This window comes from Yaniella sp., from assembly GCF_030453185.1.
Classification (GTDB): Bacteria; Actinomycetota; Actinomycetes; order Actinomycetales; family Micrococcaceae; genus Yaniella.
In genome coordinates this window covers 22,966-37,039 of the sequence record NZ_JAKDKW010000008.1, presented here as the reverse complement: position 1 = coordinate 37,039, position 14,074 = coordinate 22,966, and the positions used below count along the sequence as shown (strand labels likewise).

General features: G+C 56.0%; 9 protein-coding genes and 1 pseudogene. 5 read left to right on the top strand and 5 right to left on the bottom strand.

Annotation, left to right across the window (positions count from 1 at the left end; translation table 11 throughout):
• Positions 1 to 38: 38 nt before the first annotated feature.
• Together L0H14_RS02505 and L0H14_RS02500 are read left to right on the top strand one after the other, a co-directional pair.
• Positions 39 to 974 (top strand): ParA family protein, encoded by a 936-nt coding sequence (locus L0H14_RS02505; RefSeq protein ID WP_301418008.1) that lies wholly within the window; start codon positions 39 to 41, stop codon positions 972 to 974.
• A 1,844-nt stretch (positions 975 to 2,818) separates the two neighbouring features.
• A complete protein-coding gene (locus L0H14_RS02500; RefSeq protein ID WP_301421365.1) occupies positions 2,819 to 4,096 on the top strand; it encodes a ParB/RepB/Spo0J family partition protein in 1,278 nt (425 codons plus the stop codon).
• Positions 4,097 to 4,183: 87 nt separating this feature from the next.
• Here the strand turns inward: L0H14_RS02500 and trxA are convergent, their stop codons facing one another.
• From trxA to L0H14_RS02475, 5 genes and pseudogenes are all read right to left on the bottom strand, one after another.
• Positions 4,184 to 4,507: a thioredoxin gene (trxA, locus tag L0H14_RS02495; protein WP_301418004.1), complete on the bottom strand. Its 324-nt coding sequence runs from the start codon at positions 4,505 to 4,507 to the stop codon at positions 4,184 to 4,186.
• A gap of 48 nt (positions 4,508 to 4,555) precedes the next feature.
• The gene (trxB, locus tag L0H14_RS02490; protein ID WP_301418040.1) at positions 4,556 to 5,503 is read right to left on the bottom strand and encodes a thioredoxin-disulfide reductase; all 948 of its coding nucleotides are present in this window, start codon (positions 5,501 to 5,503) and stop codon (positions 4,556 to 4,558) included.
• Between the two features lie 121 nt (positions 5,504 to 5,624).
• Positions 5,625 to 7,343, bottom strand: a complete 1,719-nt coding sequence (locus L0H14_RS02485; RefSeq protein ID WP_301421364.1) for a discoidin domain-containing protein — start codon at positions 7,341 to 7,343, stop codon at positions 5,625 to 5,627.
• Positions 7,344 to 7,443: 100 nt separating this feature from the next.
• Positions 7,444 to 9,180 carry a murein biosynthesis integral membrane protein MurJ gene (murJ, locus tag L0H14_RS02480; protein ID WP_301421363.1) on the bottom strand — a complete coding sequence of 579 codons (1,737 nt, stop codon included), beginning with the start codon at positions 9,178 to 9,180 and terminating at the stop codon, positions 7,444 to 7,446.
• A gap of 311 nt (positions 9,181 to 9,491) precedes the next feature.
• A pseudogene (locus tag L0H14_RS02475) lies at positions 9,492 to 9,926 on the bottom strand (NUDIX hydrolase); the annotation flags it as partial.
• Between the two features lie 250 nt (positions 9,927 to 10,176).
• Here L0H14_RS02475 and L0H14_RS02470 point away from each other — a divergent pair.
• Genes L0H14_RS02470 through L0H14_RS02460 form a run of 3 tightly spaced genes read left to right on the top strand, consistent with a single transcriptional unit; the run spans position 10,177 to position 13,959 of the window.
• Positions 10,177 to 11,661: a CCA tRNA nucleotidyltransferase gene (locus tag L0H14_RS02470; protein WP_301419456.1), complete on the top strand. Its 1,485-nt coding sequence runs from the start codon at positions 10,177 to 10,179 to the stop codon at positions 11,659 to 11,661.
• A gap of 45 nt (positions 11,662 to 11,706) precedes the next feature.
• Positions 11,707 to 12,222 carry a DedA family protein gene (locus L0H14_RS02465; protein ID WP_301419457.1) on the top strand — a complete coding sequence of 172 codons (516 nt, stop codon included), beginning with the start codon at positions 11,707 to 11,709 and terminating at the stop codon, positions 12,220 to 12,222.
• Between the two features lie 48 nt (positions 12,223 to 12,270).
• Positions 12,271 to 13,959: a formate--tetrahydrofolate ligase gene (locus L0H14_RS02460; protein WP_301421362.1), complete on the top strand. Its 1,689-nt coding sequence runs from the start codon at positions 12,271 to 12,273 to the stop codon at positions 13,957 to 13,959.
• The last annotated feature ends 115 nt before the right edge of the window (positions 13,960 to 14,074 follow it).

The window sequence follows — 14,074 nt, the reverse complement described above, 5'->3', positions numbered from 1 at the left end:
AAAATAATTACTTCAATTTTAAAGTAATGGAGGCTGGCTTGGTCGACAAGGACAATGTTTCAGGTGAAACTGCGCAGACTACGAATAGCGCTGCTTCGACACCGCTTGCCCGACAGTTGGAGTCCGAAAAACGTCGACGCGAGAAGCTAAAAACTAAGCGCATGCCGAAACCTGAGCACACCCGCATCATCACAATTTCTAACCAAAAGGGTGGCGTCGGGAAAACTACGACGACAGTCAACGTCTCTACTGCAATGGCTCGAGCCGGCATGAACGTTCTGGTAATTGATACAGACCCTCAGGGCAACGCGTCAACAGCCTTGAACATAGACCACCATCAAGGGGTCCCCTCGATCTACAACGTTCTCATCGAGGACTACGACCTGAAAGACGTACTCTACGAAAATCCGGATACGGATGGCCTCCTGGTGGCTCCGTCAACGATCGATCTGGCGGGTGCCGAGATTGAGCTGGTTTCATTGGTCGCACGCGAGCAGCGCCTATCCCGTGCCCTGGAACGGTACTTTGAATACCGCGAAGAAATTGGTCTTCCTCGCATTGATTATGTGTTCATCGATTGCCCACCGAGTTTAGGTTTATTAACCGTTAACGCTTTCGTTGCAGCGAATGAAGTTCTTATTCCGATCCAGACTGAATATTATGCTCTTGAGGGGCTATCTCAACTCGTGAAGAATATTGAGATGATCCAGGAGCACCTGAATCCTGCCTTGCATATTTCAACTATCCTTCTCACGATGTATGACTCGCGAACCAATTTGGCTGTTCAAGTCGCGGAAGAGGTTCGTGATTACTTTCCGCAGCAAGTATTACAGGCTGTCATCCCGAGGAACGTTCGGATTTCTGAAGCGCCCTCATATCAGCAGAGTGTCCTAACTTATGACCCAAGTTCGACGGGTGCGCTGAGCTACCGTGAAGCTGCGATGGAGATTGCTTCGCGAGGCACGACACAATAGCCAGCAGCGAAGTTGGTCCCGCTAGAGCCCGACCGTGTCTTTAGGTCTCGACTTGGCCATGCGCTAGGACTACCCAACTCCCTCGCTCGGTCGCTGTCTTATGTGGCACCTGCTCGATCCATTAGCGGTAACTTTCGCCTCGTACTATCGTTCTTAGATACGGCGGCGCTGGGTAACCTATGCGTATGTTGTAACGGAGCTGTCGACCGATTCCGGCAACGTTCCGTGTCTGGTTTCACGTGAAACCACTCGAGGCTTTGAGGCCATTGTCAAAGGAATCCGAAGACTCAGGTAGCCTTGGCCATTGACTACAGTTCTCAGCATTCAGCCCAAGAGTTATCAATATCGAAGGCACTGCCAAGACTGGGAAGCGATTTGATCCGTCGTTTCACGTGAAACGTCTTCTCGAGTTGCACTACTTGCACAACTCAGAGGCTATGAGAGTTGAAAAGGCAAAAATAGAGCAGCATAGCCATACAATGCAGGCTAGGATCCGTGGATTTCTCTCCAACCACTCGTGCTTCACCTTTAAGGTGGACACTATATATTGGCCATCGAACGCTTCTACGTGGACACCGCGCGATGTTTCACGTGAAACGGTAGCCTAGAGCACTCTACACCGAAGTAGAGACTTCATGTTTTAGAGTCGGTCACAGTACCCACAGTAGTCCACTAAGTGCAGCGCTGCGCATCGTCTTTGATATAACTGACCCTTGCTTTTGTGTCTGGACAGAAAGGGCCGAATACTACCTAAGCCCGGTAAAACGACGTTTCACGTGAAACACTGGTCCCATATTTTGCCTGAGGGTCGTGAGCTTCATAAACCTATTGCCAGAAAAATTCGTTTAGTGTTGGGCGGTTCACTTGAAAAGTAGAATACTCATTTGTGACCGTGAAAACGCTCACTGAAGAGTTGTCACGTTTCACGTGAAACGTGCTCCTCCACTGGTTACATGCAAATATCGGCGACGCAAATAGCGACTTCGGAAAAATTAGATACGACACCATTTACCGCCTGGGTATTTGGCATGTCGGGTTTACATGTATTGGTTTCACGTGTAGCCTTCACGGAATGCCCCCTCTTAAATGAACGCATAGCTATGAAGTAGATAATGCTTTTGAGTAAATGAGGAGAAAGCATCTCATTGTGGCATTTTCTGACCTTCCTGTACTGAACTTGACCCTCGATGGTTGTCAAAACCCCAAGTCCGAGGGCTAAGCAGCGTGATTTTCACGTGAAACGCGCATGTCGCATTCTCAATGCAGCTGTTCTTTATACATTTCGGTCAAGGTTTTCCTGAACGAGGGTAGATCACCGTATTTTTTAAATGCGGTTCTATACTGATACGACACAGGGCTTCACGTGAAACGAGCCGGACATGGTTAACCTAGGACAACTCGAGATAGAGCCCCAAATCTATGAGATTGTTCTAGTGATTCCAGACTGATATCGCGGAGAACATTGAATGATTCTGTTGATTCTGTTTGGCACGACCACGTTCTTGCAATGATTGCCGCGGTTAGTCCAGGCTAGCTATCCGTTTTACCTGAAACGACGTATAGAAAAGTCGAAAAATCGTCCCGAACCCCAGATTTCACGTGAAACCACGTGGTATGCGCCCCAGATTCGCAAATCTAAGCATACAGTTGTGAAGGAACAGTATGTAGGCCACCGGTACTGCGCGTTTGTGTTCAAATGTCGATATACGAGTTGTTTCGGGGTAGAAATTCAGTCCTTGCCCTTGGCAGAACTCGGCGCGTGTTTCACGTGAAACACAGCAAATCCCGTCAATAACAGATATGCTGGACGTAGTCGGAGTTTGAAGAATATAACGGAGGTATTGATGGCGCAGCAACCCAAAAAATCTCGTCGTGGCTTGGGACGAGGCCTTGGAGCTCTAATTCAGAACACATCTGACGAAGAGCCTCCCCTCGAGGAGAGCCCAGATGAAACCCCGGATACGGGAGCAAACGAACTTCCTCCGATTGAAGAAAAAGCGAACGATGATACAGTAATAGTAGATGAAGCTCCACGAGTTGATTTATCAGAACCGGCAAAAGCAGTGGAATCTCGTTATCTCGATGGCGTGAAGCCGACGCAGTCGCGCCGTCGTCCATCTGATTTGTTTTTTGGGGACGATACTGTCAGCGCATCGACAGCAGCGCGCTCTAAGGTTAGCCGTGCCTCGATGCCTAATCCGATATTAGAACGGCCCCGTAAAGTGTCGGGCGAACAGGTAGCTGACGAACCTGTAGTCGATGAGACTGCTGTAAATGACTCGGCACAGGACACCCCTACTGCTGACAGTGGCAGTCTGCTGAACGAGATCCAAGTAGATGCAATCGTTCCCAACCCCCGGCAGCCTCGTGAGGAGTTTGACGAGGAAGCCATGGTTGAGCTCGTCGCGTCAGTTGCTGAGGTAGGTGTACTGCAGCCTATTGTCATTCGACCTACCGATAGCCAGGGCAAATATGAGCTCATTATGGGTGAACGCCGCTGGAGAGCCAGTAAGCGTGCTGGTCTCGACACCATCCCGGCAATCATTCGCGACACCGCCGACCAGGACCTACTTCGTGACGCACTTCTCGAGAATATTCACCGAAGTGAACTCAATGCGCTTGAAGAGGCTGCTGCCTATCAACAATTGATGAATGACTTTGGTTGGTCTCAGGAAATCCTGTCAAAACGTGTAGGGCGTTCACGGCCTCACATCTCAAATACGCTTCGACTCATGAACCTGCCACCTGCTGTGCAACGTCAGGTTGCTGCTGGTGTCCTGTCAGCGGGTCACGCTCGTGCAATCCTTGGGGTCAACGATGAGACACTCATGACGCAATTGGCACAGCGTGTAATCAATGAGGGCTTGTCTGTACGTGCCACAGAGGAACTCGCCAGCCTCATGCTGCGTAATATGCACAACGCAGGTCAGCTTGCACCCCGTACTCGCCGCAACACCCAACAGTTCGATGAATTGGCTTCGTCGCTCACCGACCTTCTAGACACCTCAGTGAAGATTACCCTGGGCGCTAAGAAAGGCCGTATTGCTATCGATTTCGCATCTGTCGATGACCTGAACAGGATCATGGCTGTTATCAATAGTGAGTCCTCAGATGCAGAGTAGGTAGCTCGACTCTGGGGTTTGGATACAAAAGGGGCGATGGTCAAGAACTTGACCATCGCCCCTTTTGTTTGTCGTGCTTGGACTACCTTAGTTCAGGTAGTCCGCAAATTCTTTTTCCAGTGCGTGGAGTGGTTTTGCTCCAACTGAATCGTGTACCTTTTCGCCATCTTTGAATACATAGACGGTAGGGATGCTGGTGATCCCGTATTTAGCGGCGATACCAGGGTTGTCGTCAACATCCACTGTCGCAACGGTTACCTTGTCAGCGTATTTGTCGCTAATTTCTTCCAAAACTGGAGATAGCTGACGGCAAGGGCCGCACCATTCTGCCCAAAAATCGACAATGACTGGTTTGTCTGCATCGATGACTTTTTCCTGAAAGTCCTGATCTGTTACTGCGATAGTCGCCATAATATTCCTTCCGATTGAGTTGAAGACGCCGAATAAGCGTCGTGAGTCTTAGCCGAGGTAATCTTCTACGTCGATGGCGGCCTTGGCACCCATGCCGGCTGCGGTAATCGCCTGACGGTACTTGCCATCCACGACGTCACCTGCAGCGAAGACGCCCGGGATCTTTGTAGCGGTTGATGGTTCTTGAACCACGATCGTGCCGTCGGATTCGTCGATGTCGAGCTGATCTTTGATTAAGTCGGTGCGAGGATCGGAACCAATTGCAATGAAGACACCGTTCACATCGAGCGTGTTCACGGTACCCGCGACGAGATCCTCAATGTCAACAGATTCCACTTTAGTTTCCCCGTTGATGGCGGTGACAGCGGAGTTCCAGATGAACTCAATTTTCTCGTTGGCCAGTGCACGGTCAGCCATAATCTGTGATGCGCGTAGCTCATCACGACGGTGAATGACGTAAACCTTGGACGCGAACTTCGTGAGGAAGAGGGCCTCTTCCATCGCGGAGTCGCCGCCGCCGACGACGGCCAATGGCTGGTCGCGGAAGAAGAAACCGTCACATGTTGCACACCATGAGACGCCCTTACCTACTAGGGCGCTTTCGCCAGGCAACCCCAGCTCGCGGTATTTGGAACCGGTTGCCAAAATTACGGCGCGTGCCTGGTGGATGGTGCCATCGGCCAGGGTGATGCGTTTTGGCTGAACGTTGAGGTCTAATTCGGTGACGTCTTCGTACTGGACATCAGTACCGAAGCGACGCGCTTGAGCTTCAAAGTGGCCCATGAGTTCTGGACCCATGATGCCCTCGGGGAAGCCGGGGTAGTTTTCGACGTCGGTGGTGTTCATGAGTTCGCCGCCTGCTTCGACAGAACTGGTGAACAGGACTGGCTTCAGGTTCGCACGAGATGCGTAGACAGCGGCGGTATAGCCGGCTGGGCCAGATCCGATAATCACAACGTCATGTACGTCGGCGGTGAGGTTCTCTGCCAAGAGTATTTCCTTTGCTCTAATGCGGCGTAGGGCACGAAAAGCAGGGCCCTAGTGTTTTGGTTCCGTCAGTGACAACGAAGGCACCATAAAGAATATTCCATTCCTCATGGCGCCTTCATGTACTGGACTAATTGACGTCGATTTCCGAGATGCGTAGGCCGTATGGTCGGTCAGGCGAATTGGTGTTCGACAGGGTTGGTAGCTCGGTAAAGTTGATGATGACATAGCGGGCCTCAATGGGCTCGCCGTCCTCATTATGTGCGTCAACGGTATACTCGGGGCCGGTGAAGGACCCATCGGTGAGCGTGACGCCGCCGGTTGGATCCGGTTCATTGGAGACTGCGACCGTGAATGCGCCTCCGCTGCCCTGGTTCTGAGCGATCGAGATTTCAGAAATGGGAGCCTTTTCTTCCAGTTCCACCACCAGGGCGAGGTTAGAGGCGAACCCACCAAATTGTGGGCTGGTGAACGTGAGGGTGTGCCAAGCGGTGGCTTGGTTGCCATCGACAATCGCCGGCAGGTCAGACTCGTACTCATTGGACAGCTCTGGGGCATCCGGTACAACGCGTTCAACCGATGCCGGTACAGGAGCGGGCAGGTCCTCAGTCTCCTCTTCGGGTTCTTCAGACTCTTCTTCCTCGGCCGGTGGTTCTTCGGATGGTTCCTCAGCAACCGGCGGCTGTTCTTCTTCCTCGGGCGAGCCCAAGAATTGGAAACCAATGACGACGGCGCCGACCAGTACCGCGATCAGCAACAGCCCGGCGAGCCAACGGCCCAGGGTTGAGCGCTGGGGCTCATCCGTGTACTGGATGGCATAGCCTTCTTCGGCGGTGGGCTCGTCTGGTGCCGGTGGTGGAATCAGTGGGGCCGCACGTTGCTTGGAGCGCTGGTTGGCTGGTTGATCTGGGGATGGCTGTTGTGCAGCGGCAGCGGTAACCCGTGGCTGGCCTTCGGTGATTGGTTCCTGGGTGATCGGTGGAACAATCTGAGTGCGCTCCTCAGGTGTCTCTTCCTCTGGTTCAGGTTCGACTGGGACTTGAGGAGGCGTTGGCTGTTGAGGTTGCGCAGGCTGTACTGGCTCGTCGACTTCGGCGTCGTCAGGCTCATCATCTAGAATGGGCAGTTTGGAACGAGTTGGTTCCGGCTGTTCGGTCTGCTCCATCTTGGAGTCGGTGGACTCGTCAGTCTCATCGGCATCGTCGCGATGCTTGGAAGCGCTAGCGGCGGCTGCACCTGCACCCGCTGCAGCACCAATTCCGGTGGCGGTACCGGCACCGGCTTTACCGGAGGTGTCATCGGGCCGACCGGGGGCCACGGGAGTCTCGTTGGTATCTTCCTGCAGCCAGTTATCGATGCGATCAGAGAGTTTATTCAAAAACTCGGGACGTTTTGTGGTCTCGTCCTGTTCTTCTTCCAACTCATCATGGAGTTCGGCGTAGTACTCGGCGTCGTCGTCAAAGGTTTGAGGGGTGTGCGACCTGGATTCACCAAACAATTCGGTACCCAGGGCCTCGGTGAAGAAGGGTTCAACGTAGACATCCTCGTTGGTCAACAGGGCCAAGAGGGCCTCGACGTCAGAGTTGCCGGGGGCCACCAAATAGGTGCGGTCATTGGACAGGCCCAGATCCAGAATTTGGATGGAGCTAGCGCGTTCACCGGTGGCCAGCTGGCGGGCGGATTGGGCAGCCTGGGATGCATTTTCCCGCGAAGCGACGAGGATCAGCACCTCGCGGTTGAGTACCTGATCGAGCCCGTTAAGTACCTGGTCCTGTTGCGAGGATGCCATGACGCGTCCGGTGATCTGGTAGCGGCCACCAAGTACCGCGCCTTCGTCTAAGTTGGCCACCAAGACCTCCCTGTTACCGATGTATGTTGAAGCACTGTGTCTAGTTTATGGTATTCGTTGTGATCTGTTGGGATCTGACACCGTTACCGTCACACTGTTGTTATTCGGTGTTGGTCTTGCGTTTCAGCCGGCTGGTGATGGGGTTGAGGAACTGCTGAAGTTCGGTGACATCGAAGATCCGGCAGGCCACCAGGTAAACGGCGACCATGACTGTTCCGACCAGTCCGCACGCGATCACGGCGTTGGGGATCGAACTCATGGCCCAGCCGCCCGTGTACCCGCCCAGTGGGTAGAGCAGCGCGGCACCGAAAATTCCGGCGGCAATGGCTGCCCACCCGGTCCGAACGTAGGTTGAAATGACGGCCTTGACCCCGTAGTCGCCATAGACGCGTTTGACCAGCATGTGGGTCAGCGCCAGTTGGAAGACGTGGACGACGGTAAAGACCAGGGCGATCAGATGGGCCAGGGTCTCCGGCGGCACCAGCGGGGCGATGCCGTAGGCCAGGGAGAGCGAGAGGGCTGCGGCACCGACCTGGACGATCATGGGGATCATCGCGTTTTCGGCCGCGTAGAACACCCGCAGCAGGTAGAAGTGGGCCGAGCGCAGCGGCATACCCAGCGCGAGGATCAACAGAATTTGCGCGATCGCGTGTGCTGAGACGATCGCGGTATCGGCGGTACTGGCGAACAGTCGTGCGACCGTTGGAGCGAGCACGATGATGCCGACCACGGAAATCATCATCGGCACCGCAAAAGTGCGCAGTCCAGAGCCTGTGGTGCGTCGTGCGGTTTCCAGGTCCTCGTCTTGCATCGAGCGGGCCAAGTGGTTGAACAGTACCGTGGCGATCGAGAGGACAAACACGGAGTGGGGTAGGACGGTGATGAGCTGACCGATATTGAGTGCCTGTAGCCCAGGAATAGCGGCCTGTTCAAACGGGTCGTCCAACTGACTGCGGGCCTCGGTCGCGCCGGTGACCAGCCGGTTGATCATGAGGTTTGAGATGTTGCCGACCATCATGGTGACGATGGTGAATCCGGCGAGGCGCCCGGTGTGGCGCAGGCCCATGCCCTTCCACCCAAATTTGGGTTTCAGGCCGAGGCCGAGGCGTTTGAGTGGCCACAGCAGCACGACGGCCTGCACGAGAATGCCCAGCGTGTGCCCGCCGGCCAGCACGATGGTGTGCGTCGTCGTCCATTCGGAAAACTGTTGTGTGTCGGGCATGACGACGTAGGGACCGAACATGACGATATAGAACAGGATGAACCCGATGGCAATGATGTTATTCGCCACCGGTGCCCACATATATGCACCGAATCGACCGTGGGCGTTGAGCACTTGGCCGATGACCGCATACATGCCGTAGAAGAAGATTTGCGGTAGTGTCCACAGCGCAAACGCGGTGCCCAGGGCGAGTTTGGGTCCTGCCCAGTTCAGCGTGAGCCCGTCAATAATCGGGGCTGCCAGCAGTGTTATCGCGATGGTGAATGCACCGATAAGCAGTGCGGCCAGGGTGATCAGCCGCGAGGTGTAGTCCGCGCCCCGGTCGGCTTTTTTGGCCTGCTTGATAATCTGCGGGACCAACACCACATTGAACACACCGCCGGCCAACAACATGTAGATGACGTTGGGGATCGTGTTGGCGGTTTCGAACACATCGGCGACCAACGCCGTGGAACCGATCGCAACGGCCAGTAGTGAGGTGCGTACAAAGCCCAGCACTCGCGAGACGATGGTCCCGGCCGCCATGAGCGCCGAGGCTTTTGCGGCAAGGGAACGGGACCGCGAGGCGTCCTTGGGATCTGGGTTAGCCTGTTCGGCCTGGGGGGTTTCGGTCATGTGTTTCGTTTACGATGTTTCTCAAATAGTGCCGCCGAAGGTTTGGGAATCTTCGGCTGCTCTGGTTCGGGGGAAGCTGACTCCTCGGGCTCATGCTCGGGGGAATCTTTGGGTAGGCTACCAGGCTGCTGGTCGGGTTGCTTGGCCCTGGCAAGCTTTTGAGCCAGTTCATAGGGTGTAGGTGGCTTTTTCTCAGTTTCCGCGCCGTCGTCGCGGAACTGCGGGGGAATCAATCCCGACGGTAGTCGACGCATCATCGGGATAATTCGACGCGGACGGACGACGGCTGGTGGTGGGCCGATATCGAAGAACTCGGCCATCAGATCGCGGGCCATTTCCACGATGCGGCGCTCATTGAGGAACGTCAGCCGACCGGTAAGGCGATCGACATCAACCCAGGCGACGTCGACGGCTTCTTGGTCCGGATCGTTTTCGATGGTCAGTTCCCCACCGGTGGCGCGTAATAAGAAGTGGTGCACGGTTTTGTGGATACGTCGACCCGGCACGGTGAAGGTGTAGTCGATGTGGCCCAGTGCCGTCAGCACATCGCCTGAGATGCCGGTTTCCTCGGCGACTTCGCGCATGGCGGCTTCGTGGTGATCCTCTTCGCCCTCGGGGTGTCCCTTGGGGAGGACCCATTCGAGTCGTCCACCGCGGTTATACCGTGCGATAATGGCTACCTGGTGTGCTCCCCGGTGCTCTCGGACCACCATGCCGCCGGCGGAAATTTCGCTTACAGTTGGTATCTGACCCGAGCCTGTAGCAGACTCGGTGCGTACCCTGGCGGTCTGCGCATCGCGGCGAACCCGCCGGATCGTAGACGCACTGGTGCCCCAAACATTGGGTGGGGTGCGATCGGAAGCACCACGGGCACGGTGGGACATATAATCCACTCTAGCCCGTTGCCTCCAGCCCAGCATTGTCTGGCGCGCAATACGGGGACACCACTAGCAAAAATTTCAACTGAACCTATCGGATCGAATACGTACTTACCTCATGTCGAATACCAGCCACTTCACCCAAGCCACCGTGGACTTGCCAGCCGGTTTCCCGGCCGACGTCACCCTGCCAAAATTCGTTGTGGACCTTGGGGCACGGTTTGCTGACGCCGGCTTCGAGCTGGCCCTGGTTGGAGGCCCGGTGCGCGATATGTTCTTGGGTGCCACGGTCACGGATCTCGACTTCACCACCGATGCCAAACCCGAACAGATCCAACAGATTCTGACCGGCTGGGCCCATGCACAGTGGGACATCGGTGCTGCGTTTGGCACGATCGGCGCCCGCTACGGAGACTGGATCGTGGAGATCACCACGTACCGGGACGAGCAATACGACCCTGACTCGCGTAAACCTCAGGTCGTGTTCGGCACCGAACTGGTTGAGGATTTGCGTCGCCGGGATTTCACCGTCAATGCAATGGCACTGCGCCTGCCTGATTTTGAACTCGTCGACCCGTTCGGCGGCATCAAAGCCCTGGTAGCCGGCGTGCTCGATACCCCCGGCGCTCCCGAAGACTCCTTTTCCGACGACCCGTTGCGCATGATGCGCGCCGCAAGGTTTGCCGCTCAACTCGGCGTTACCGTCTCCGATCGCGTTGCGGTGGCCATGGGTGAGATGGCCCAGCGCATTGAGATCATCTCAGCCGAACGCGTTCGCGAAGAACTCGTGAAACTCGTGATCGCAGCCAAGCCCCGCCGTGGACTCGATCTCCTTGTGGTCTCGGGGATCGCAGGATTTGTGCTGCCCGAACTGCCGGCCATGCGCGAAGCTTCGGACGCCACCCATCGACACAAAGACGTTTACGAGCATTCGCTGCAAGTCATGGAAAACGCCATCGAACACGAAGCCAAGTACGTGGAGGCACCGAATTTTGTGCTCCGGTTCGCGGCCCTGATGCACGATATCGGTAAGCCCAAGACCCGCCGGTTCGAGAAAAACGGCAAGGTCACGTTCCGCCATCACGACGTCGTCGGAGCAAAACTAGCGGCCAAACGCATGCGAGCCCTGCGCTTCGATAAAGACTCAACCAAAGCCGTGGCCCGACTCGTGGAACTGCACATGCGGTTTTATGGTTACGGCGAAGGCGAATGGTCCGATTCTGCGGTGCGCCGCTACGTGACCGACGCCGGTGACCTGCTGGACCACCTTCACGCGCTGACCCGCTCGGATGTGACCACCCAGAACAAGCGTAAGGCTCGCCGACTGGCCACCGCCTACGACGATCTGGAAACCCGCATCGAGCAGCTGGCTGAGGAAGAAGAGCTCGCCTCGATTCGTCCTGACCTGGATGGTAAACAGATCATGGAGATCCTGGGTATCAAACCCAGCCCCCTGGTAGGACGCGCCTATAACCACCTGCTGAACCTTCGACTGGATGAAGGTCCCGCAGATTTCGAGGCCTCAAAGGCCGCTCTCCTGGACTGGTGGGCGGATCAGCCTGAAGCCCAAACCCCTGACGACGACGTCGCACCTGACGCATAATCTAGGGTAGAAAACGTAGCGATATCGCAGCAGCGAGGAGACAACGTGGGTAACGGCGTCTGGTACAACCCCATGACCTGGGATGGCCCCTGGGTCTGGGTGTGGATCGCGCTGTTCGCCATCGTCTTCCTCCGCGCCGGAGGTACCTATCTCATTGGCCGTGCCGCCAGGGCGGGAATGTCACGGATCAACGCCGTCCAACGGATCATGGCCTCAGCCGTGTATCAGCGCGCCGAACGAGCCCTAGACCGGTGGGGTCCGCCTGCCGTCGCCGTTTCCTTTCTGACCATCGGATTTCAAACCGCCATAAACCTCGCCGCCGGCGTCGTTCGGATGCGTTGGTACCGATATGTGCCGGCCCTGATTATTGGCGGGGCGATCTGGGCAACCATCTATACGACCATCGGTTCGGTGTCCGTTGCAGCCATCGGTATCGCGTATACCCGGTGGCCGGTGGCGACCATCGCGGTCTCAGTTGTGCTCGCCGTGGCACTGGCTGCGTGGATTATTTGGCGTCTGACCAGTACCGATCAGAACGCATCAGAAAAAATCCAAAGTTAATGTGGCGGACTCTTCCTTAACAAGAGTGACGTAGCTAACCTTGCACCTATGAATGATGCTGAAATATCACTGGCTGCCACACTGGAACCGATCTCCGACATTGCCGCTTCCGTGAATATCTCTGAGGACGCGCTGATCCCCTACGGCCACCACATGGCAAAAGTTGACACGCAAAAGATTCCGACCTCCGGTAAACGAGGCAAACTCGTGCTGGTCACAGCGGTCTCGCCGACACCCGCGGGTGAAGGAAAATCCACCGTGTCCGTTGGGATCGCCGATGCTCTGAACCTGGTGGGTTCCAAGACCATGGTGGCCCTGCGTGAACCATCGCTGGGCCCCGTATTTGGTATGAAGGGCGGTGCCACCGGCGGCGGATACGCCCAGGTGGTACCCATGGAAAATATCAACCTACACTTCACGGGTGACTTCCACGCCATTACCTCGGCACACAATCTGCTGTGCAACCTGGTGGATAACCACATTTTCCACGGCAACGAACTTGGGATCGACCCCCGCACCGTGCGCATCAAGCGCGTGTTGGACATGAACGATCGCAACCTGCGCAACGTGACTATTGGCCTGGGAGGCCGCGCCTCCGGAACACCCCGCGAAGACCACTTCGAAATTACCGTGGCTTCCGAAACGATGGCTGTCTTCTGCCTGGCGCGCGACCTGGACGACCTCAAAGAACGTCTCTCGAGGATCGTGGTCGCCGAAACTTATGACCGCAAACCGGTGACCGCCGCCGAGCTTGGCCCCAATGGTGCTCAGGGCGGCATGGCCATTCTATTGCGCGATGCTATTCGTCCAAACCTCGTGCAGACTCTGGCCGGTACTCCGGCGCTGATTCACGGTGGACCATTCGCCAATATCGCCCACGGCGCCAATTCGGTGATTGCCACCAATACCGCACTTGATCTTGCCGATACCGTCGTCACCGAAGCCGGCTTCGGTGCGGATCTGGGTGCCGAAAAATTTGTGAATATCACCGGCCCCGCTGGCGGGTTTGCCGCCGACGCGGTGACCGTTGTCGCCACGGTACGTTCCGTGAAATACAACGGTGGCCTGTCCTTGGACGAGGTCAATAAGCCAGGCGATGACCGTACCGGCCACATCGAGGCCATGGAAAAAGGCTCCGAGAACCTGGCTCGTCACCTCGAGAACGTCAAGTCCTTTGGTGCGCCCGTCATCGTAGCGGTCAACCAGTTCCCACAAGACACCGAAGAAGAACTGCAGTGGGTCAAAGACTTCTGTGAAGCTCGCGGTGTTCAAGCCGAAGTGGTCAGCGTCTGGGCCAACGGCGGCGAAGGTGCCAAAGCGTTTGCTACGAAACTTCGCGGAATACTCGACGAGGGCAACGACCCCGTTCAGCCCATGTTCGCTGCCGATACCGGCATTCGTGAGCGCATCGAGCATATCGTTACCAATATCTATGGCGGCGAAGGCGTGGACTTCTCCTCGGCGGCTGAAAAACAGCTCAAGCAGCTCGAAGACGCCGGCGAAGACAAAGTCCCGGTATGTATGGCGAAAACTCAGTACTCGTTTACTGACGACCCGAAAACCCTCGGTGCCCCAGATGATTTCCGCGTGACCGTTCGCGAGCTCAATGTACGAGCCGGCGCCGGATTCGTCGTCGCACTGACCGGTGCCATGATGACCATGCCTGGTCTTCCAAACGAACCAGCCTCCGACAACATGGACGTCAACGAGCAGGGCGAGATTCTCGGCCTGTTCTAAACCCTTTTCGCACGTTGCATAGCAGCGGGTGTGGATCTTCGGGGTCTGCGCCCGCTGCAGTGTTTAATGCATGGTTTCCTGTGCGCTTTCCATAACCTTTTTTACTCAAGTGTTC

Excerpts from the sequence above, each read along its gene's own strand:
- L0H14_RS02500 (WP_301421365.1), top strand. The coding sequence starts at position 2,819 with ATGGCGCAGCAACCCAAAAAATCTCGTCGTGGCTTGGGACGAGGCCTT.
- trxA (WP_301418004.1), bottom strand. The coding sequence starts at position 4,507 with ATGGCGACTATCGCAGTAACAGATCAGGACTTTCAGGAAAAAGTCATC.
- murJ (WP_301421363.1), bottom strand. The coding sequence starts at position 9,180 with ATGACCGAAACCCCCCAGGCCGAACAGGCTAACCCAGATCCCAAGGAC.
- L0H14_RS02470 (WP_301419456.1), top strand. The coding sequence starts at position 10,177 with ATGTCGAATACCAGCCACTTCACCCAAGCCACCGTGGACTTGCCAGCC.
- L0H14_RS02460 (WP_301421362.1), top strand. The coding sequence starts at position 12,271 with ATGAATGATGCTGAAATATCACTGGCTGCCACACTGGAACCGATCTCC.